Below are 17,942 nucleotides of genomic sequence, written 5' to 3' on the forward strand. Positions count from 1 at the left end.
CGGCTCCCCTTCCCTGGCAGGGAAGGGGCTGGGGGTTAGGTCTGCCACTTGTGTGTACGCCGTAGCTTTTTAAGAGGGGGTTCGAGAAATCTCCTTATACCTTAATCATTTCCCAGCATTTGCAACTTGTACAAACTCGCATAAAGGCCGCCTTGCTGCAATAATTCTTCGTGGCTGCCCGACTCCACCAATTGCCCACGCTTCAACACCAAAATCCGATCCACATTGCGGATAGTAGAAAGTCGGTGAGCGATGATAATAGCTGTGCGTCCTTCTAGCAACTTATCTAAAGCATCCTGAATTAAAGCTTCTGTAGCAACATCCAGACTTGCCGTTGCCTCATCTAACACTAAGACACGGGGATTGCGGATAGCAGCACGGGCGAAAGCTAACAACTGCTTTTGTCCGCTAGAAATATTAGTGCCTCGTTCTCTGAGCTGGGTGTCGTAGCTTTGAGGCAGCTGTTCAATGAAACTATCAACATTGGTTTTTTGAGCTGCTGCCTTAACTTCCTCGAATGAATAGGTGTCTCCCAGCGTGATATTGCTCTTGACATCGCCAGCGAAGAGAAAACCATCCTGAAGAATAACGCCCATGTGTTCCCGCAGTTCTTGTTGCGGTAAGTCCCGGATGTTTATCCCATCAAGGAAGATACGACCTTGGGTGGTGTCGTAAAGGCGGCACAGCAGACGGATAATAGAACTTTTTCCGGCACCTGTGGGGCCAACTAGAGCAACTTTTTCACCAGGCTTGATGGTGAAGTTTAGGTTTTTGAGGACGTATTCATCATTTTTGTAGGCGAAAGAGACATTTTCAAAGCGAATTTCACCTTTTCGTCCGTCGTCCGTTGTCCGTTGTCCGTTGAGCGTTGCCAATGACGACTCTGAATCGCGGATTTCAATCGGCTCACTTAGAATATCAGTGATGCGCTCGACAGCGGTGAAACCAGATTGCAGCGCGGTGAACTTTTCGGCAAATTGACGCAAGGGATCGAATAGACGCTGGGCATACAGGATAAAAGCTGATAGGGTGCCAAAATTTATGGAATTCCCCATAATCAGGATGCCGCCTAACCAGAGTACGCCAGCGATCGCTACCAAGGCAACCCACTCCAGGGTCGCCGATACCGCTGAGTCGTGAAAAATGGTTTTATCAACTTCACGGACGTATCGCTGGTTGGTAGTGCGAAACAGTTCGGCGTTGAATTTCTCCCGCCGGAACAACTGCACCACGTTCACACCAACGATATTTTCTTGCAGCGTCGAGTTAAGCGCAGAAAGTTCGTCCCTAGCTTTGTAATTAGCTTTGCGGTACTCCTGCTGGAAGTAAATAATCAAACCTGTTACTGGTACCAACAACAGCACCAGCATCAATCCCAGTTGCCATTGCAAGGCAAACATGGTGATAGCAATTACCAAAATCGAGACTAAATCGCTGACAATCCCAACAGCACCCGTAGAAAAGACATCCCCCAAGGCTTCTACATCGCTGGTGAGGCGCGTAATCAATCTCCCCACTGGTGTCCGGTCAAAAAACCGCACTGCCAGAGAGGTTACATGGTTAAATAAATCGGTACGAATTTCTGCGGTAATTTGCTGCCCAACCTTCTGCACCGTGTAACCTTGGATTGCTGTAAACACCAGCCTTACTACCATTGTTACCAGCAGTAAAAGCGAGAGAATATTGATCCCATCTAATAAAGGTTTACCCCGGAGAAAAGGCCAAACTTGTTCGGAGCGAATCAACGAGATTGCTTGCCCGATTATGATTGGTTGAATAGCTCCTGCTACGGATAGCGGCAGCAACAATATGAGAGAAATTATTAGTAGACCACGACTGCGACGCGCATAGGGTGCTAGTCGTAGGAAAAGCCGCCAGTCGCTTTCGCGCCGACGCGGTTTTGCCAAATTATCCGAAACAAGCGGGGATTGAGTCATGATCCTTAGTCTTTAGTCTTCAGTCATTAGCCCTTAACTAATCGCTAACGACTAATGACTAACCTTATTCTTTCCCCTTCAGGAGTGCAGTGGCAGCTGCCTGGAGAGATATGTAGGCAGTTTCTGGTTGTCCGTTGATGTACGAATTGCCGTCTTCGCCTTCGCAGAGGAGTCCTATTTTTTGCCCATCAGCACCAACTACCTCTAGTACGTCCTGAATCGTCTCGATGTCAAAACCTTCGACAACTGAACTCCAATCACTTTTGTCAACTGCACGAATTTTAATAGTTTCTTCCATCTAGTTGCCTACTCCTAACAATTCAACGTTGCGCTTCGCAACTGTTCCACCCATTTATGAATATCGCCACCGTTCAGACGATATGAGAGAGGATGGGCAATCAGCCGCGCCGTACTCTCAAATAGTGTATCAATTTCTACTAAGCCGTTTTCTCGTAGAGTGCGACCTGTGGAAACCAAATCGACAATCGCCTCGGACATTCCCGTAATCGGCCCTAGTTCCACTGAACCATACAAAGGCACGATTTCTACAGGTAAATCTAAGCTATCAAAGTATTCGTGGGCGCAGTGAACATACTTAGATGCGACTCGACCATGAGGCGGCAATTCCAGCACAGAACGGTATGGACTTTCGGCACGTACTGCCACGGACATCCGACAGCCTCCAAACTGAAGATCGGCTAAATTAGCTACCAGGGGATTTTTTTCCCGCAGCACGTCATAGCCGACTATTCCCAAATGCGCTTGCCCATATTCAACGTAAACAGGGACATCTTGCGCCCGTACCAGTAGCGCTTTAGCTGTACCTGTGGGATCTTCAATCTGGAGTTGGCGGTTGGCAGAATCTTGAAAGGCGCTAAAATCTAGTCCGACAGCTTGCAACAGCCGAATGCTATCAGATAAGAGTGCGCCTTTGGGCAATGCAACAGTAATCATGAATAGTGCAGTAAACGTCCTGCAAAATGGTAGCTGAAAGCTGACACTTTGCACCGTCACTCTGAAGAAGAATGGCACTGATTTAAGACTTAGAGGATAGGTAGCGCGATCGCGCTACCTATCCTCTCCCTTATTTTAGTTGGATTTCTCGCCCCTAAGCCTTCGGCTCTTGCCGGAAGAAGGTAAAAAGAAAACTCTAAAATGTTATTCTGGCTCCCCTTCTCTGATGATGGGAGAAGGGGGTGAAGGGCATTGTTACTCAGTTACCCCTACGACGCTTCAGGCGAGTAAGCCCTAGACCAACTGCCACTAAACCTAGTAGCGTAGTCGGTTCTGGCACGGAAACACCATTGCCATCACCAGGTACAATTACCTGACCCCCAGTTGCAGGAGCAACCAAGGATGAGACATCGCGGACACGAATGCCTTCACCGCTCTTAATATCGCTCTCATCAATTGTGCCTCCCAGATTTTCGCGGATATACTGTTCCAGAGCTTGCTGGTAGCTAACACCTGAGAGCGTGAACTTGCGATTTTGAGGAATATTCGCCAGAGTTGCGAAGTTGTCCCCACCGTTGGCGGTAAAGTTAATTGTTGCCAGATCGAAGAGTCCTTGGTCAGAGTTTAGCAGGAAGCCACCCTGAGCCACATCATAGAGGAATTGTCCCGTCCGGTCATTGTCAGGATCGAGGAAGATACTCTGAATGCGCGAGCCAGGAGTAGTAATGATGCCATCCGCAGTCACCACCTGAGCAGGGCTGGTAACATCATAAACAACCTCTAACCCGGATAGCTGGAGGAATTGACCGCCACCACCCACATCGGGTGCACTTTGCCCAGAAACGGCTCTTTCTAAGATTTCCAGCAGTTCTGACGCTGTGATGTCTGTAACTACTGAGACAAAATTCGAGAAGGGCAGAACATCGAAAGTGTCAAACTCTGAGATCGTATCACCGGGCAAGAAACGGCGATCGTTGCGAATGCCACCTCCGTTCTGAATGCCTACTAAAATATTTTCTGGATCTAAACCTACACTTTCTGCACCATCGCGGGCAGCATCACGCACAGCATCAGCAATCAAACTACCAGCAAGCGTACTTTTGGCACGAACATTGGTACGAATGCTGTCCAGAGCTACATTCGTTACTCCAACTGGTGTTTGTTTCAGCCTATCAACAAATGCGGCAACTGGGTTCTGAACTTGCTCTACCAAATCTTGACGAGGAGTCAGCCCATCTAGACTTGTGTTGCGCTTGGGGCCACTTTCTGGTTCTAGAATGCTTGTAACCCTACCATCAGCGAACTCTACCTGCAAGTTGCCCAGATATTTGTATTCGCCATCTGTGGAAACAATCAGCACGGGTTCGCCCGTCACCGCAGCCAGACTGTTGACCTGTGTGCCAGTGCTGGAGTCATAGATCAGGGGGTAAGAGGGAACTGGCGTTTCTCCCGTAAGGGGCAGCAAAGAGTCATCTGGATTTGCTAGACGAGTATCGCTGCCAGCTGCAACGATGATGTCTACGTCTTTGAGTAGACCTGCTAGAGCTTTTTCTTCGTTGATGTTCTGGAGGTGAGAAACCAGTACAACTTTATTGATGCCTTGCTGAGTTAGTTTGTCAACTTCGGTCTGCACCTGGTTGGCTAAGGCGGCAAAACCAGGAGTACCTACCACGTCACCGATTGTCCCCACATCTTCGGGGCTGGAAATTGAGCGCAGTAATGGGGTTGTCACGCCTACAACACCAAGTCGCTCTTGCACTCCATTAACGGTCTTGGTGACAATGGTACTGGGCTGAATCAATCCTTTGAGGGGATTGTTGTCTGGAATAATCAGGTTGGAGGAGACGAAGGGACGGAAACCAGTACCATCGCTTTCCGGGTCGATGAATCTAGCCAGCACATCTGGGCCAAAGTCAAATTCGTGGTTGCCGATGCCACCGACATCAATGTTAAATAGTTCTAGTGCTTTTGCATCGTAGAATTGCTGCCCTTCTGGGAGGCTCAGGCTTGCCTGGAATTGCGGCCCTGATAAGTAGTTATCTCCAGCTGTCACCAGTAGGTCAAAATCTGTGCTGCTGGCGTTGCGTTGCCTATCGATTAAATCCGCAAACAAGCCAACGCCACTATACTCAAATGTGGTCGGTGGCGTGGTCGTTGGGGAAACAGTGCCAGTCCGGGTTAGCAGGGAGGATTCGGCATCGCTGAAGTGCAGCAGGTTGAGTGTTAGGGCGTGTGTTGTGGTGGATACTAAGGCACTGGTTAAACTCAAGCTGGATACTAGCAACCAGCGCTTGCCACCAGAAAGTTGCTGAAACATTTTATTTATTTCCCTTCAATTACTTAGGTTTCTGCAAGTGGGAAGGTTGGGTCGCTAATAGGTAGCGATCGCGCCCTATGGGTTGCTCCAATTTCTCCCCACTTTTTCGGGGTTAGATTAATAAAGATTAAGTAACTACCCTATACGTATTTGTACGAGTTAGTTCTGAATATCTGATAAACTTCTAGTAAAGAAGAGATTAATAAACTTAATATTTACTTAATCTTCATATAAACAGCCGATGGCTTCACAAAAGCTTTATACATTAAACGGATTGTCAGTTTTTATACTCAATGGGTCGAAAAAAGTAGCTAAAAGCTGATAAGCAGTTCCTTTATAGGTTGTGGCGAGTCTGTCCTTTTTTCGAGGCGTTATATACGTCTCGGAAGAAGAAAATTTTATGATTCATAAAGAAATTGCCATAGCTAGTTATGCGGATTCTTTTGGTAGATGATGAAATTGAGCTTGCTGAACCGCTTTCTCGCTTACTTAAGCGTGAGGGGTACAGTGTTGATGTGGCTAATAATGGCGCAGATGGCAGCCAGATGGCAATGCAAGGCGGTTACGATTTGCTGATTTTGGATTGGATGCTACCGCAAATGACTGGGTTGGAGATTTGTCAGCAGATGCGATCGCTCAAACTTACCACACCAGTTCTGTTTCTCACTGCCAAAGATACTCTAGACGACCGAGTTCTGGGGTTGGACGCGGGTGCTGATGATTATCTGGTGAAGCCGTTTGAACTGCGGGAGTTATTAGCAAGAGTTCGCGCCTTGTTGCGGCGTTCGGCTGCTGATGCGTCTATAGCACCATCAGCATCAAATATACTTCACGTAACAGATTTAGAGCTTGACTGCGACAACCAGCTGGCATATCGTCGAGGACGCACCATTGAGCTATCGGAAAAGGAAAGCCAACTGCTTGCCTATTTTATGCGTCATGCTGGGCAGTTGCTAACTCATAACCAAATTTATCACCATTTGTGGGATTCCGGAGAACAGCCGAGCAGCAACGTTTTAGCAGCTTTAATTCGCCTGTTGCGGCGCAAAATTGAAGCATCTGGGGAAACACCACTAATTCATACTGTTTATGGCAAAGGTTATCGTTTTGGCGATGGTAGTTGAACAATAGCGATCGCGCTTGTTCAATTCTTCCTACGGGATTGCGCTCGCTGTATTGAAGTTGTAATTTAGTATAAATTTTTATAAAAATATAATATAAATAATGCTCTACTAGGAAATGGAGTTAACTGTTGAGTTGTCTATTTATCTTGACTACAATGAAAATAGCTCAAAATTAAATTACAAAAAACAGAGTTGATATGCCTGAAGATTTTAAAGATCCATTGATAGCTTGGAACTTGAGAAATTTAGATATCATTTTTACGAGTATTCTGTTTATCGGTTTAGCATTGCTTCTGGGCCGGCTCACTCGAAAAAATCCCTATGCTATGTGGACTACGCTAGTTACTGCTGGCTTAATAATTCTATTATTATTAGTTACGCAGAACGATCATGGTTTTGGTTTTTTCAGCTTGAAACTTGAATAGTTAGCTTAGTGTAAAACTATTCAAACTAAACAGTTGATATAGGTTGGGGAGCCACCCTCTCCGCTGTGTTCCCAGCGTTGAAGGGCTTGGCGTTTGAGGAACCTCACCCAACATTGACAAAATTAAAAATTAAAAAATATATTAAATTTTTAATTTTTAATTTTTACTTCTTTGATTACTGCTCCATAGCCGAGCGTCCTTGCTTGCCTAGTCGAATCAGGACAAAATAGCTTAAGTACAATACATAAATTATCAATCCTACCATTCCCAGAAAACCTAAAAATTGGGGTGAAGTTGTGGAACCGGCGTGGAAAAACTGTTTGTAAAGTCTGGGGGCTTCCAACCAGACATCGCAAAATGGAGATTTAATCGATCCAGGGGAAAACGCACAAGACAGGAAAGGCAGAAAAGCTAAAGCGCCCAAGGTTAGGTAAACAGTCACAGCCCAACGCCATGCTGTTAGCGCTAGTTTCAAAGGACGCAGGGGCCGGTCGTCAATGTCATCGTTGATATCTTCCCAAAACCAGAGAGAGATGGGAACCAGAAGGCGAGATCCGAAAGAAGCTACAAAAGCAATAGGCCATGCAGGAATCATCAGGTAAAGTGCGATTGCCATCAAACTAGAGACGCGCCAGTAGATAATTAACAAGCGGACAATGGCATCAGCTCTCTGGACAAAAGCCCAAATGAGCAGAATCAGGGGAATGATAACAGTAAACAACACTCCCAGTCGGTAGTCCATCCAAACTAGCGGTCGAAACCAGATGTCATTTTGCATGGGCGGTGTATGGCAGAAATGGCGATTTTTACCAATTTATTCTACCTGCCATTAACACCTTGCACCATGCCCATAGCGTCTCTATGCGATCGCGCTACAGCATAACGCACCCAAAAAACAAGCAAGGAGAACGCCCTTGTTAGACATTCTCCTTGCTCATGTTCTCAGAACTATGCCGGAATAGCGGCGTTTAGCACCACGTTAAATCTATTCTTCGTAAATGCGGCACTCAGCAGCGTCCGGATTATCGTCGCAGTATAGCTCAAGAGAGTTTTTCGGTTTTTGTTGACGCTTATGAGACGCTTCGGCTTGCAGTTCTTCAACAGCATCCCACGCAGCAGCGCACTCACCGGAAGTGTCACCCTTGGCATCACAAACAGCCCGGGCTTGATCGCGTTCTTGTTCGATTTGTTCTTGGATATTGCTCATGACTTTATTAGTCCCCGTTTCTTCTTTCAGTTCAGGAAACCTGGTGAATACCGACCTTTGGCGCCATCCAGTCAGGTGTACTACTTAACTTACTCAGTTATTTCAATGATTCCTTATTTGTCATATCTGAATATGCAGTACCAGCACTGGATTGATCTTTATCTTTTAAGATTTGGTCATTTCTCCCTCACCGATGTGCCAGTATACACAACATCTGGCGCATCTAGGTTCATATTAACTAATGTTAATACACCATTACACTAACTTGGTTCCCCCATAGAGATATTGCCCTGGTAGTATAACCAAGCTAACCCGTGCTGGTGTTAGGCTTATGATAAAGCTTTGACATCCTGCCAATCTACCCAAAGGCATCGGATTTCTAGGTGAGAGTTTTGTGTAATCCCTATGACTAACCAGATCAAGTGGGCAAACGCCTTATCAACCCGTCCCTCTTTGGAAGCGGCAGTCGAGGAAGTGGTCGAACGCGCCACTAAATCGTTAGAAGCAACTGCTGACTTGGGTTTGGTGTTTATCTCCTCTGCTTATGCAAGTGAGTATACGCGGTTGATGCCATTGCTGGAGGAGCGGCTAAAAACGAAAGCCTTGATCGGCTGTGGTGGCGGCGGCATTATTGGGATGAACTCGTCTGGCGAAGTTGAGGAAGTTGAGGGAAAACCAGCTTTAAGCCTCACCTTGGCTCATCTGCCTGGGGTTAAGGTTCACGCTTTTGATATTGCTGGCAATGCTCTACCTGATTTGGATAGCCCTCCTGATGAATGGGTGGAACTGGTTGGCGTATCGCCTGCTGATGAACCGCAGTTCATCTTGTTAGGTGATCCTTTTTCTTCCAAGATTAACGACCTGCTCCAGGGGCTAGATTTTGCTTATCCGGGATCGGTAAAGGTGGGAGGGTTGGCTAGCGGTCGCAACATTGGAGGCAATGCTGGTTTGTTTTGTAACTACCAGTTATACGATGAGGGCGTTGTCGGGGTTGCCTTGAGCGGGAATATTGTTCTAGAAACGATTGTGGCGCAGGGTTGTCGTCCTATTGGTGCGCCTTATCGGGTAATTCAAGGGGAGCGGAATATTGTGCTGTCTGTTTCCCAGCAGGATAATGCTGATGTCAGCAGCAGCGATGGGCAATCTCAGACACCCCTGGAAGCGCTACAGGAGCTAATTGAGAACCTAAGCGAGATAGATAGGCAGTTGGCGCAGGATTCGCTGTTTGTGGGCATTGTACGGGATGAGTTTAAGCAGCAGCTAGAACCGGGAGACTTTCTCATCCGCAACTTACTGGGGGTAGATCCAAGAGTGGGGGCGATCGCTATTGGCGATCGCGTCCGCCCCGGTCAGCGCATCCAATTCCACCTCCGAGATGCTCACACCTCCGCCGAAGACCTGGAACTGCTACTCCAGCATTATCAAAAAGCAGCCACAGGCGAGACACCCACCGCCCAAGAAGCAGGTGCCTTGATGTTCTCCTGTCTGGGGCGCGGAGAACGACTTTATCAACAGCCTAACTTTGACTCCCAGTTGTTCCGTCGCTATCTGAAAAATATTCCTGTGGCAGGTTTCTTCTGTAATGGCGAAATCGGCCCAGTGGCAGGTAGTACCTTTCTACACGGCTACACCTCGGTTTTTGGCATATGTCGCCAATATAAAAGTGCTGAGTGCTGATTTTTTCTGATTGCCAGCCGAGGCTGGCAATCAGAAAATTAAGAGCTTACAAAAGCAGTAATTTTTTCTGAGTTGTCTGAATTACTATTTCGCTTTTGAATTACCTTTGCAGGAACTCCAACTGCAACTGAGTAAGGTAGAATATCTTTTGTGACAACTGCGCCTGCGCCAATGACGCTCCCCTGGCCAATTGTGACTCCATCAAGTACCTTTACTCCAGTGCCTAGCCAACAGTCATCCTCAATTGTAATTCCCTCAAAGGTAACGCCCTGATCCATAATTTTGCGTGTAGGATCTGCAAAAATGTGATTGCTGGCATAGATGGTTGTATGCGATGCAATTAAACAGGATTTGCCAATTTTAAGGTACTTGCCAGCCAGACAGGTGTAACTACCAATGCTTGTACGTTCGCCAATCTCGATATAGCCGTTGATTTCAACTTTGATATCAGCGCCACGGTTAATTTTGACTTGCTCTTTAATACAAATCTTACTGTTGTTACCACGACCATTTAAGTAAACGCCGCTGTGAATATTTACTTTATCCCCAATTTCAATACAATTTGTATGGTTAAATTTAACTCCAGGTTCAATGTAAACAGCGTTGCCCATCCGAGAAAAAATATTAGGGTACAGCAGCTTTCGCAACTTTAAGCCAGGCGACAAGGGAATCCATCCCAGGGATGCAATTGCTACAGATTCTTTCCGACGCGCCCACTGTGAAAGAAAAGGTAATGTATTTTCAATGGTCATTGCTATTCCTCAACAAGGTTGAATTGTTTAGACTATAGCGGTTCTTATACGAGTGAGGTACACCAAAATCTAGTATTATCAAGCTTCCCAGTTTTGAGACTGTACCTCACGCAACCGAGAACCGCTATAAACAGGAGCAGAATAATAGGAAGCTTGTTAATTAAAATCTCTCTATTATGCTGCTTGTTCAGGAATATTTCGCTTTTGAATTACCTTTGCAGGCACGCCAACTGCAACTGAGTAAGGTGGAATATCTTTGGTGACAACGGCACCTGCGCCAATGACGCTACCTTGACCAATTGTGACTCCATCAAGTACCTTTACTCCAGCCCCTAACCAACAGTCATCCTCGATCACAATTCCTTTGCGGGTGACTCCTTGGTTCCATATATAACGAGAGGGATCTGCAAAGTTATGATTGTTTGCATAAATCCCAACGTATGATGCAATTAAACACTTTTTACCAATTTTGATATTACCGGGGCCAGCTAAACAGGTGTAGGGGGAAATGTGCGTACCTTCACCAATTTCAATATGGCAGTTACCTTCGTGAGGAACAACGTTGATATCAACACCTCGATCGAGGCAGACATTAGATCCAATACGGATCTTACTATTTTCTTCGCAAGCATTTAAGCGAACGTCACGGAGAATTTTGACGTTATTCCCAACCTCAATACAACTAGCACCAATAAATTCACACCCAGTCTGAATATATACAGACTTACCTACCCAACCAAACATTTTAGGGTATAGTAGTTTCCGCATTATAGTGCCTACGGGCCGCCGAATTTGTCCTAATAATATAGTCAATACAGCTTCTTTCACACGCGACAAACGTGTAAGAGAATGATGTTCTGGTGAAGGAAATTGAGATTTTTCATTATTGATAACAAGACTCATGGCAAATACACTCCCTGGTTGTTACGTAAAATCAAAGTTGGTTTTTAAAAACCAACTTTTGTGGTAGCAAATTTTGCAGTTTGTTGGATAGCTTTTTCGACTGAATGAAGTCAGTCTAAAGTAGCGATCGCTTGCAATTATTTAGGGAAAATCTCTCAAAGAAGTTAATACATCAGGCAGACTTCTTTGAGGTTGCTATTAATTTCTTTCCAGCCAAAAAACGTACTTACTAGAAACTGGTATAGTTTTTAGTAGTATCTGTAAGGTATTTATGGAGAAGTAATTTAAACCTACGCAGTTACTTCCCACAGATGTGTCTTAATAGCTGTGACCCAAATTAGGGTGGATTATCTCCAACTTCAGCCATCACGTTGAAATTTACCATCGGTGCAAATAATAAAGGACTTCCACGACGGCTATAGCGACTTTCCTGCAACCAATTTTTTTCTTCTACTGTTAGTGACTTCACGATGTAGAGAGTGAATTTATAAATTGAGTACAGACAGACTACAACTAAAGTTATATGTTTTAAGACTTAATCTAGTCAAGGCAGATATTCAACACCATCCCCCTAATGGTAGATATTAGGAGTAGGGATCGTAAATTAAATGAATAAAATTGTGGAGTTGTCGATAAGCTTAGGAGTGCCATCGGTAGCGATCGCGCCAAATGACTCGAAATATCGCTTTACTGCGGGAGGAAATTCCGAAAAGTCAAATAAAGCGTCGCCATTAGCAATATCTGCCCAAAAATAGCGCAAATTTGGGACTAATTTTTCTGCTTCTGCTATTGGCAGATTTAAAGGCGCATCGGTTAGCAGTTTGAGCATAAAGGGAACAGATCGATCGCCCATCCACTCTCTCGATTTCTGCGATAGCATTGGGTAATTTGGCACAGATTCTACCCGTGGTGAATCAATCTGTAAGGATTTTCTGCCTTCATTGTCGGTGCGAAAATCCAATATCCGGTAGGGATGAGGATAGCTAACTAGAGAACCCGTGGTAATATCAAATACATTGCGATCGCAAGCGATATCCTGAACGTGTAAATGCCCTGTAAATACCAGATTTACTCCAGAATCGCGGAGTATTTGCAACAGTAAAGGCGCATTTTTCAGCATATACCTACGTCCTAGCTGATGTTGCGATTGTCCAGGCAAATGCTCGACAACATTGTGATGCACCATCACCAGCACCAACTCATTATCATCAATATCTGCTAACACCTGTCGCAGCCAAGCTAACTGTTGCTCATCTAAACATCCTATCTGTTTTCCCTGATCATCAAACTGATTAGAATTCAGCCCAATTAGCCGTACTCCAGGCAAAATTTCACAAGTATAATACAGCTGCTCTGGATTTTTATAACCGAACTGCTGATAGTAGTAGGGAAAATCTTTTAGCCCAATATTTTGCCCAGTTGATACTAAACTCAGTACATCATGATTCCCCGGAACGACGTAGACTGGGAAAGGTAGCTTGAACAGACGCTTAGCAAGCCAAGCGTGATTATCTGGTTCCCCATCTTGGGTTAAATCTCCGGGTAACAACAGAAAATCTAGGTCGAGCTTTTCTAGATTTTCTAGTACAATCTCTAGTGCTGGGATACTTACTTCCACCAGATGAAATCGGCTGGGATGATCGGAAATAGTGTGAGGAAGCGCGATGTGTAAGTCGCTGACTACAGCAAAGCGAAAATTCAGACTCATAGAGATAATGCCAAGAAAGATCGGGGGATGTAATAATAACTGATCCCTGTAGATCATAACCTTTGCTACATTACCTTACGACAAAAGCTGGCGCAGAGCTTCAGTCTGGCGCTACACAAATTAAGCCGGAGGAGAGTAGGCTTATTATCTATAGCAGTCCTATTTGATTCGTAAAAAACGAACCACTCCAAGCGCAGAGGGCGCAGATAAATAAAAGAGAGAGGGTTACAACTGATTTAGGATTGTTATATAGCTTGCTGCCTTCAGGCTTAGCATGTTCCCCCTTGACTTTAGTCGTTGAATATTTGAAAAAGGAGTTTAAATTTTGGGATCTGTCCGAGTTCGCCAACACGTTAACCCACTTTCACAGAAGTATCTTGAACCAGTGAATCCTCCCGACTGGGAGAAAATTTATGCCGATCCGACACAACCGCTGCATTTGGATATTGGATGCGCCAAAGGGCGATTTTTGTTGAATATGGCAACTGTGGAACCTGATTGGAATTTTCTAGGTTTAGAGATTCGAGAACCGTTGGTAGAAGATGCAAATGAACGGAAAGTAAGCGCTGTATTGCAAAATCTCCACTACATATTTTGCAATGTGAATAATTCGTTAAATCCTCTTTTAGGTTCTTTGCCAGATGGCACCTTGCAGCGCGTGACAATTCAATTTCCCGATCCGTGGTTTAAAAATCGCCATGCTAAACGTCGGGTCGTGCAGCCAGAGATGGTGGAAGTTTTAGCAAAATATCTTGTTAGTGGAGGAGTTGTATTTTTCCAGTCAGATATTAAGGTTGTAGCAGTAGAAATGCGCGATCGCTTCTCATCTCACCCAGCTTTTCAAAGGCAAGGTGACACCTGGTTAGATCCTAACCCATTACCAGTCCCGACTGAGCGCGAAGTATCTACTATTTCTTCTGGTGAACCTGTTTATCGCGCCATATTTAAAAAGCAATAAACAGGTTTCTCTCGTTCTCTAGGCATAAGCTTGGAGAACGAGCAATAATTTTTCTAAACCCAATTTGGCAACCATTGGCGCAACCAAAACGGCACATATTTACCATTAAAGCGCGGCATTCTCCAATTATAAGCTTCCGGTGATAAAGGTAAACCTAGATAAATCGGCATCCAAAATATAAAAGCTAACAAAATTGCCACAATTATTGTGATAGCGATCGCGCGAAACTCAGGTGTCGGACTAAATAGCCATCGATCGACAATCCAAGCTAGGGCCAATGCAGCAAACACACATGCTCCCATGTAATGATACAAAAAAGTGCAGCGTGTCACTCTCACCCAAGGCAACAAGTTTGCTAACCAGTTAAAAACTAAATACAGGGCTATCCAGGTTGACGCACTTGGTGTATATTTCCAACTTTTTTTAGTTAAAAACCGTTGAGTTACTAGCAACAGCAGTAGAATAATTGCCGCTGTTGACAGCCACCACAAAATAGGATTCCCCATTGCATGAACATCATAAATTACTTTTGCTGTACCTACAGGCAAAGGTGGTAAATTTGGTACAGTTTCAGCAGTATTTTGAGCGGTTTGGTAAAAGTAAGCAACTGGGCGCAGCATCAACAGCCAAGTGTACCATCGGGAGCAGTAAGGATGAACTTTAGGCCCATCACCTACCCCTTGGTGGTAAGTCAAAATTTTCTTTTGCACCTCCCAAAATCCAAATTCTGGGTTTAGTTTTAAGTGAGGAATCCAGATGACGGAGTAAAACAGGAAAGGGATTATTGCTAGATTTATTAAAATGTGAATTAACTTTATTTGCGTTAAATTTTGTAGCGGTATTCTGGGAATAAGAGGGGATAAATTATCGGTAACAGCCGAAAGATTCTCTTTAGCTTTATTTTTAAATATTTTATTATTAACTAATTGTAGTATCCAGGCAAAGCTCCAGATAAAATATACTCCTAATAGAAACCATAAGCCATTCCATTTTATAGCAACTGATGCGCCGAAAAACATCCCAGAAAGAGCAAGAGTTAACCAACGTCGTGTTGATTGGCTAGCTAATGCCAACAGGAAAAAATATTGTCCTAGCAGCCCAAAAATAACTAGGTAAACGTTATTGAGGGCATAGCGGGACTCTACCAGGAATAAACCATCAGCGGCGGCAAATATGGCGGCGATTAAGGCATAGCTGCGGCGGTAACTCAGTTGATAAGCGATCGCTCCCACAACTAAGGGAATAAAAGAGCCGGTGAGTCCGTTCAGCCAGCGGTAACTCCAAGGCGATCGCAAAGAACCCGATAATCCATTCATCCCATCGCCCACAGGGAAGCGATCGCCTATCCACATCCCCACGGCGATGATGTATTTACTCAGAGGCGGATGTCCATCAAAAAAACGAGTTTGAGTTAGATAGTTGTTGGCAAATTTAGCATAGTAAACTTCATCAAATACCAGAGTGTTAAATCGTTCCAAACCCCAAAATCTCAGGGCAAGCGAAACTAGAAATACGCCAGTCATGCCAAGCCAGAACCAGTGGTGCCTGATAGAAAAGTTGTTCGATGAGGACATAAAATTACGTTAAAAATATTCCTGATATTCCTATTACAGTGCGGCTAGACAAACGAAGCTTGACAAGAGCAGGCTAACAAAAAGCTAATGCTTAAAGGCTGCCAACACAGTTTTTGTTCAAGTAGCCACACCGTTGAGGGTGTCGCCTACTCTCAGGATTCACCTCCTCAAAACTGTGTAGCATCATCCCAAAAGTTATTCAATAAGAGTTTATCCTGAGTGCAGTAGCTGCTGGGTACAACCATGAAACACGATGATTTGACCGATCGCGAAGTCGTTGCTAGTCGCGGATCTTCTCCGCCGCCGTCTGGCTGGGAAGGCGCGATCGCGCGATTCTTTAAGTTTGACGAATTCAACACTAACTTTCGCACTGAGGTGTTGGCTGGTGTCACCACCTTTATGACAATGGCATATATTTTGGCAGTCAATCCGGGGATTTTGTCAAATGCCATTTTTCTCTCCCAGCCGCAGGATTTGTTTGGCGAGTTGGTAATAGCGACGGCACTTTCCAGCGCGATCGCTACCTTGGTAATGGGCTTAACGGCAAATTATCCCTTTGCCCTTGCGCCGGGGATGGGGCTAAATGCCTTTTTTGCTTTCTCCGTAGTTTTGGCGCTAAAAATCGATTGGCGGGTGGCTTTAAGCGCTGTCTTAATCGAAGGGCTAATTTTCATTGCCCTTACCCTATCAAATATTCGCAGCCAAATTATTAAAGCAATCCCCGAATGTCTCAAACAAGCCACAGCAGCGGGAATTGGGTTATTTATTGCTTACATCGGTTTGGCGGGCGATCCCAAGACTGGCGGCGCGGGAATAATTGTGGCAAACCCCGCCACGAAAACCGCTTTGGGTAATTTTGCTCAACCAACGACTTTGGTAGCGATCGCAGGTATTCTCATCACCGCCGCTTTTGTCGCCCGCCGGATCAAAGGGGCGCTACTGTGGGGAATTCTCGCAACTGCCTTACTCGGATGGATTCTTCGCATCGCACCTGCGCCTTCTGGTATTGTCGCATTACCCCAGTGGCCTGGAGATTTATTTGGGCAAGCTGTCGTGGGTTTGAGTCAAATTGGTAGAACTAATATCTGGGATTTAGTCGCCGTTATCTTTGTCTTTCTATTCATAGACTTATTCGACACCATTGGTACCCTCGCAGGTGTCGGAACGCAAGCAGGCTACATTGATGAAAATGGCGAACTTCCCCGCGCCAGCGAAGCGCTGATGGCAGATGCGATAGGAACTACAGTAGGTGCAGTTTTGGGAACTTCCACCGTCACCACTTACATTGAATCTGCCGCTGGAGTTTCAGAAGGAGGACGCACTGGTTTTACTGCTGTTGTCACTGCCATTTTATTCACCCTATCGATATTTTTTATTCCCCTCCTTTCAGCAGTCCCTGCTTTCGCCACAGCACCAGCATTATTAATTGTTGGTGTATTAATGGCGGGAAATGTGCGGATGATTCATTGGGACGACCCAGCCGAATCTATTCCCTCGTTTTTGACAATTTTACTAATGCCTTTAACTTACTCAATTGCCGAAGGTCTAGCGATTGGCTTTATCACTTATCCGCTGATTAAATCGTTTCAAGGGAAAGCCCATGAAATCAGTTTAGCAGTGTGGATTTTGGCTGGGATTTTCGTGCTGAGATTTGTGTTGATGGCTGTAAGAGCGGGTAGTTGAAGAATGCGATCGCATTTTTTCATAAACGCGATCGCTTCCTACTTCCTACAATTTGTCTTCTTCTTTCACTAAATTTTTAATGTATATCGTCCTCTGTAATCCGCTAAAATTGCTTTCTGCTTAAAAGGCTTTATATTACACATAAGTTCTTTCCCATAAACAACACATTGCAGAGGTAAAAACTTGGACAAGCCCATCATATTAAGAAGTTTAGTAATACGATGCCTCAAATAATTTATTGATAAGGTAATAAAAAACCATGCCTTTTTCTACAAATTTAGAAAACTGCATGGGAACTATCTGGTATTTTATCTATCATTAAACTAGCTCGCTAGTTGTGCAATAATTTATTACTATATATTTACCACTAACAATTTATATGAGCAATTCTGTAGCACAGCGTCTGGAACAGTACACCGTCAAGCGATCGCAAGAGGTTTTACTTGTCACCGTTTTAGTTGCTGAGGAAGAAGATCAAATTGCCATTTTTAAAGGATACTCTAGTTCTTTGATGCGCCCCACAGCTTTTGATCCCGATATTCCGGTGCTGCCAGACAATGCAAAAATTATCTCTATTGATAGGCTATTTGCACCCTATAATCCCTCTTCTCCCCATTATATACAGCAAGGGTTAACGTGGGAGACACTGCAACCGCTCTTGTCTGAGGTGGGAGTTTGAGCAAAACTAAGTTAGGCTGATAGTAAAAGAAGAGTGTAAATTTA

16 protein-coding genes are annotated in these 17,942 nt (G+C 44.8%); 5 read left to right on the forward strand and 11 right to left on the reverse strand.

Translation table 11 applies throughout. From position 1 onward, the window contains the following. Positions 1 to 101: 101 nt before the first annotated feature. From NDI42_RS12570 to NDI42_RS12585, 4 genes are all read right to left on the reverse strand, one after another. On the reverse strand, positions 102 to 1,937 hold the full coding sequence (locus NDI42_RS12570) for an ABC transporter ATP-binding protein (RefSeq protein ID WP_190456398.1): 1,836 nt from the start codon (positions 1,935 to 1,937) through the stop codon (positions 102 to 104). Positions 1,938 to 2,001: 64 nt separating this feature from the next. Continuing rightward, the gene (locus NDI42_RS12575) at positions 2,002 to 2,235 is read right to left on the reverse strand and encodes a hypothetical protein (RefSeq protein ID WP_190456400.1); all 234 of its coding nucleotides are present in this window, start codon (positions 2,233 to 2,235) and stop codon (positions 2,002 to 2,004) included. Positions 2,236 to 2,249: 14 nt separating this feature from the next. Then, positions 2,250 to 2,891, reverse strand: coding sequence for an ATP phosphoribosyltransferase (gene hisG / locus NDI42_RS12580; RefSeq protein WP_190456402.1), 642 nt, complete (start codon positions 2,889 to 2,891; stop codon positions 2,250 to 2,252). A 259-nt stretch (positions 2,892 to 3,150) separates the two neighbouring features. Then, a complete protein-coding gene (locus NDI42_RS12585; protein WP_190456405.1) occupies positions 3,151 to 5,208 on the reverse strand; it encodes a 5'-nucleotidase C-terminal domain-containing protein in 2,058 nt (685 codons plus the stop codon). 431 nt (positions 5,209 to 5,639) lie between these two features. Between NDI42_RS12585 and rppA the strand changes: the two genes are divergently transcribed. Next, positions 5,640 to 6,332, forward strand: coding sequence for a two-component system response regulator RppA (gene rppA / locus NDI42_RS12590; RefSeq protein ID WP_190456406.1), 693 nt, complete (start codon positions 5,640 to 5,642; stop codon positions 6,330 to 6,332). Between the two features lie 600 nt (positions 6,333 to 6,932). Here the strand turns inward: rppA and NDI42_RS12595 are convergent. Next, positions 6,933 to 7,535, reverse strand: a complete 603-nt coding sequence (locus tag NDI42_RS12595) for a DUF3177 family protein (RefSeq protein ID WP_190456408.1) — start codon at positions 7,533 to 7,535, stop codon at positions 6,933 to 6,935. 207 nt (positions 7,536 to 7,742) lie between these two features. Further along, a complete protein-coding gene (locus NDI42_RS12600; protein WP_190418163.1) occupies positions 7,743 to 7,964 on the reverse strand; it encodes a Calvin cycle protein CP12 in 222 nt (73 codons plus the stop codon). 405 nt (positions 7,965 to 8,369) lie between these two features. Here NDI42_RS12600 and NDI42_RS12605 point away from each other — a divergent pair, with 405 nt between their 5' ends. After that, positions 8,370 to 9,641 (forward strand): FIST signal transduction protein, encoded by a 1,272-nt coding sequence (locus tag NDI42_RS12605; protein WP_190456410.1) that lies wholly within the window; start codon positions 8,370 to 8,372, stop codon positions 9,639 to 9,641. A 38-nt stretch (positions 9,642 to 9,679) separates the two neighbouring features. Here the strand turns inward: NDI42_RS12605 and NDI42_RS12610 are convergent, their stop codons facing one another. From NDI42_RS12610 to NDI42_RS12625, 4 genes are all read right to left on the reverse strand, one after another. Beyond that, positions 9,680 to 10,393 (reverse strand): acyltransferase, encoded by a 714-nt coding sequence (locus NDI42_RS12610; protein WP_190456412.1) that lies wholly within the window; start codon positions 10,391 to 10,393, stop codon positions 9,680 to 9,682. A gap of 174 nt (positions 10,394 to 10,567) precedes the next feature. Then, positions 10,568 to 11,296 carry an acyltransferase gene (locus tag NDI42_RS12615; RefSeq protein ID WP_277876850.1) on the reverse strand — a complete coding sequence of 243 codons (729 nt, stop codon included), beginning with the start codon at positions 11,294 to 11,296 and terminating at the stop codon, positions 10,568 to 10,570. 337 nt (positions 11,297 to 11,633) lie between these two features. Continuing rightward, entirely contained in the window at positions 11,634 to 11,765 is a 132-nt protein-coding gene (locus tag NDI42_RS12620; protein ID WP_277876851.1) for a hypothetical protein, read from the reverse strand. A gap of 135 nt (positions 11,766 to 11,900) precedes the next feature. Beyond that, positions 11,901 to 13,004, reverse strand: a complete 1,104-nt coding sequence (locus NDI42_RS12625) for a metallophosphoesterase family protein (protein WP_190456414.1) — start codon at positions 13,002 to 13,004, stop codon at positions 11,901 to 11,903. 325 nt (positions 13,005 to 13,329) lie between these two features. On the opposite strand from NDI42_RS12625, the gene trmB reads away from it, so the two are divergent. Further along, entirely contained in the window at positions 13,330 to 13,962 is a 633-nt protein-coding gene (gene trmB, locus NDI42_RS12630) for a tRNA (guanosine(46)-N7)-methyltransferase TrmB (protein WP_190456417.1), read from the forward strand. Between the two features lie 53 nt (positions 13,963 to 14,015). Here trmB and NDI42_RS12635 read toward each other — a convergent pair whose 3' ends face one another. Then, complete coding sequence (locus tag NDI42_RS12635) at positions 14,016 to 15,536, reverse strand: dolichyl-phosphate-mannose--protein mannosyltransferase (RefSeq protein WP_190456419.1); 1,521 nt, start codon at positions 15,534 to 15,536, stop codon at positions 14,016 to 14,018. 243 nt (positions 15,537 to 15,779) lie between these two features. On the opposite strand from NDI42_RS12635, the gene NDI42_RS12640 reads away from it, so the two are divergent. Together NDI42_RS12640 and NDI42_RS12645 are read left to right on the forward strand one after the other, a co-directional pair. Further along, positions 15,780 to 17,219 (forward strand): NCS2 family permease, encoded by a 1,440-nt coding sequence (locus NDI42_RS12640; protein ID WP_190456421.1) that lies wholly within the window; start codon positions 15,780 to 15,782, stop codon positions 17,217 to 17,219. Between the two features lie 379 nt (positions 17,220 to 17,598). Beyond that, entirely contained in the window at positions 17,599 to 17,898 is a 300-nt protein-coding gene (locus tag NDI42_RS12645; RefSeq protein ID WP_190418175.1) for a DUF7734 family protein, read from the forward strand. The last annotated feature ends 44 nt before the right edge of the window (positions 17,899 to 17,942 follow it).

Source organism: Funiculus sociatus GB2-C1, assembly GCF_039962115.1.
Classification (GTDB): Bacteria; Cyanobacteriota; Cyanobacteriia; order Cyanobacteriales; family FACHB-T130; genus Funiculus; species Funiculus sociatus.

Excerpts from the sequence above, each read along its gene's own strand:
- NDI42_RS12570 (WP_190456398.1), bottom strand. The coding sequence starts at position 1,937 with ATGACTCAATCCCCGCTTGTTTCGGATAATTTGGCAAAACCGCGTCGG.
- NDI42_RS12575 (WP_190456400.1), bottom strand. The coding sequence starts at position 2,235 with ATGGAAGAAACTATTAAAATTCGTGCAGTTGACAAAAGTGATTGGAGT.
- hisG (WP_190456402.1), bottom strand. The coding sequence starts at position 2,891 with ATGATTACTGTTGCATTGCCCAAAGGCGCACTCTTATCTGATAGCATT.
- NDI42_RS12585 (WP_190456405.1), bottom strand. The coding sequence starts at position 5,208 with ATGTTTCAGCAACTTTCTGGTGGCAAGCGCTGGTTGCTAGTATCCAGC.
- rppA (WP_190456406.1), top strand. The coding sequence starts at position 5,640 with ATGCGGATTCTTTTGGTAGATGATGAAATTGAGCTTGCTGAACCGCTT.
- NDI42_RS12595 (WP_190456408.1), bottom strand. The coding sequence starts at position 7,535 with ATGCAAAATGACATCTGGTTTCGACCGCTAGTTTGGATGGACTACCGA.
- NDI42_RS12600 (WP_190418163.1), bottom strand. The coding sequence starts at position 7,964 with ATGAGCAATATCCAAGAACAAATCGAACAAGAACGCGATCAAGCCCGG.
- NDI42_RS12605 (WP_190456410.1), top strand. The coding sequence starts at position 8,370 with ATGACTAACCAGATCAAGTGGGCAAACGCCTTATCAACCCGTCCCTCT.
- NDI42_RS12610 (WP_190456412.1), bottom strand. The coding sequence starts at position 10,393 with ATGACCATTGAAAATACATTACCTTTTCTTTCACAGTGGGCGCGTCGG.
- NDI42_RS12615 (WP_277876850.1), bottom strand. The coding sequence starts at position 11,296 with ATGAGTCTTGTTATCAATAATGAAAAATCTCAATTTCCTTCACCAGAA.
- NDI42_RS12625 (WP_190456414.1), bottom strand. The coding sequence starts at position 13,004 with ATGAGTCTGAATTTTCGCTTTGCTGTAGTCAGCGACTTACACATCGCG.
- NDI42_RS12635 (WP_190456419.1), bottom strand. The coding sequence starts at position 15,536 with ATGTCCTCATCGAACAACTTTTCTATCAGGCACCACTGGTTCTGGCTT.
- NDI42_RS12640 (WP_190456421.1), top strand. The coding sequence starts at position 15,780 with ATGAAACACGATGATTTGACCGATCGCGAAGTCGTTGCTAGTCGCGGA.
- NDI42_RS12645 (WP_190418175.1), top strand. The coding sequence starts at position 17,599 with ATGAGCAATTCTGTAGCACAGCGTCTGGAACAGTACACCGTCAAGCGA.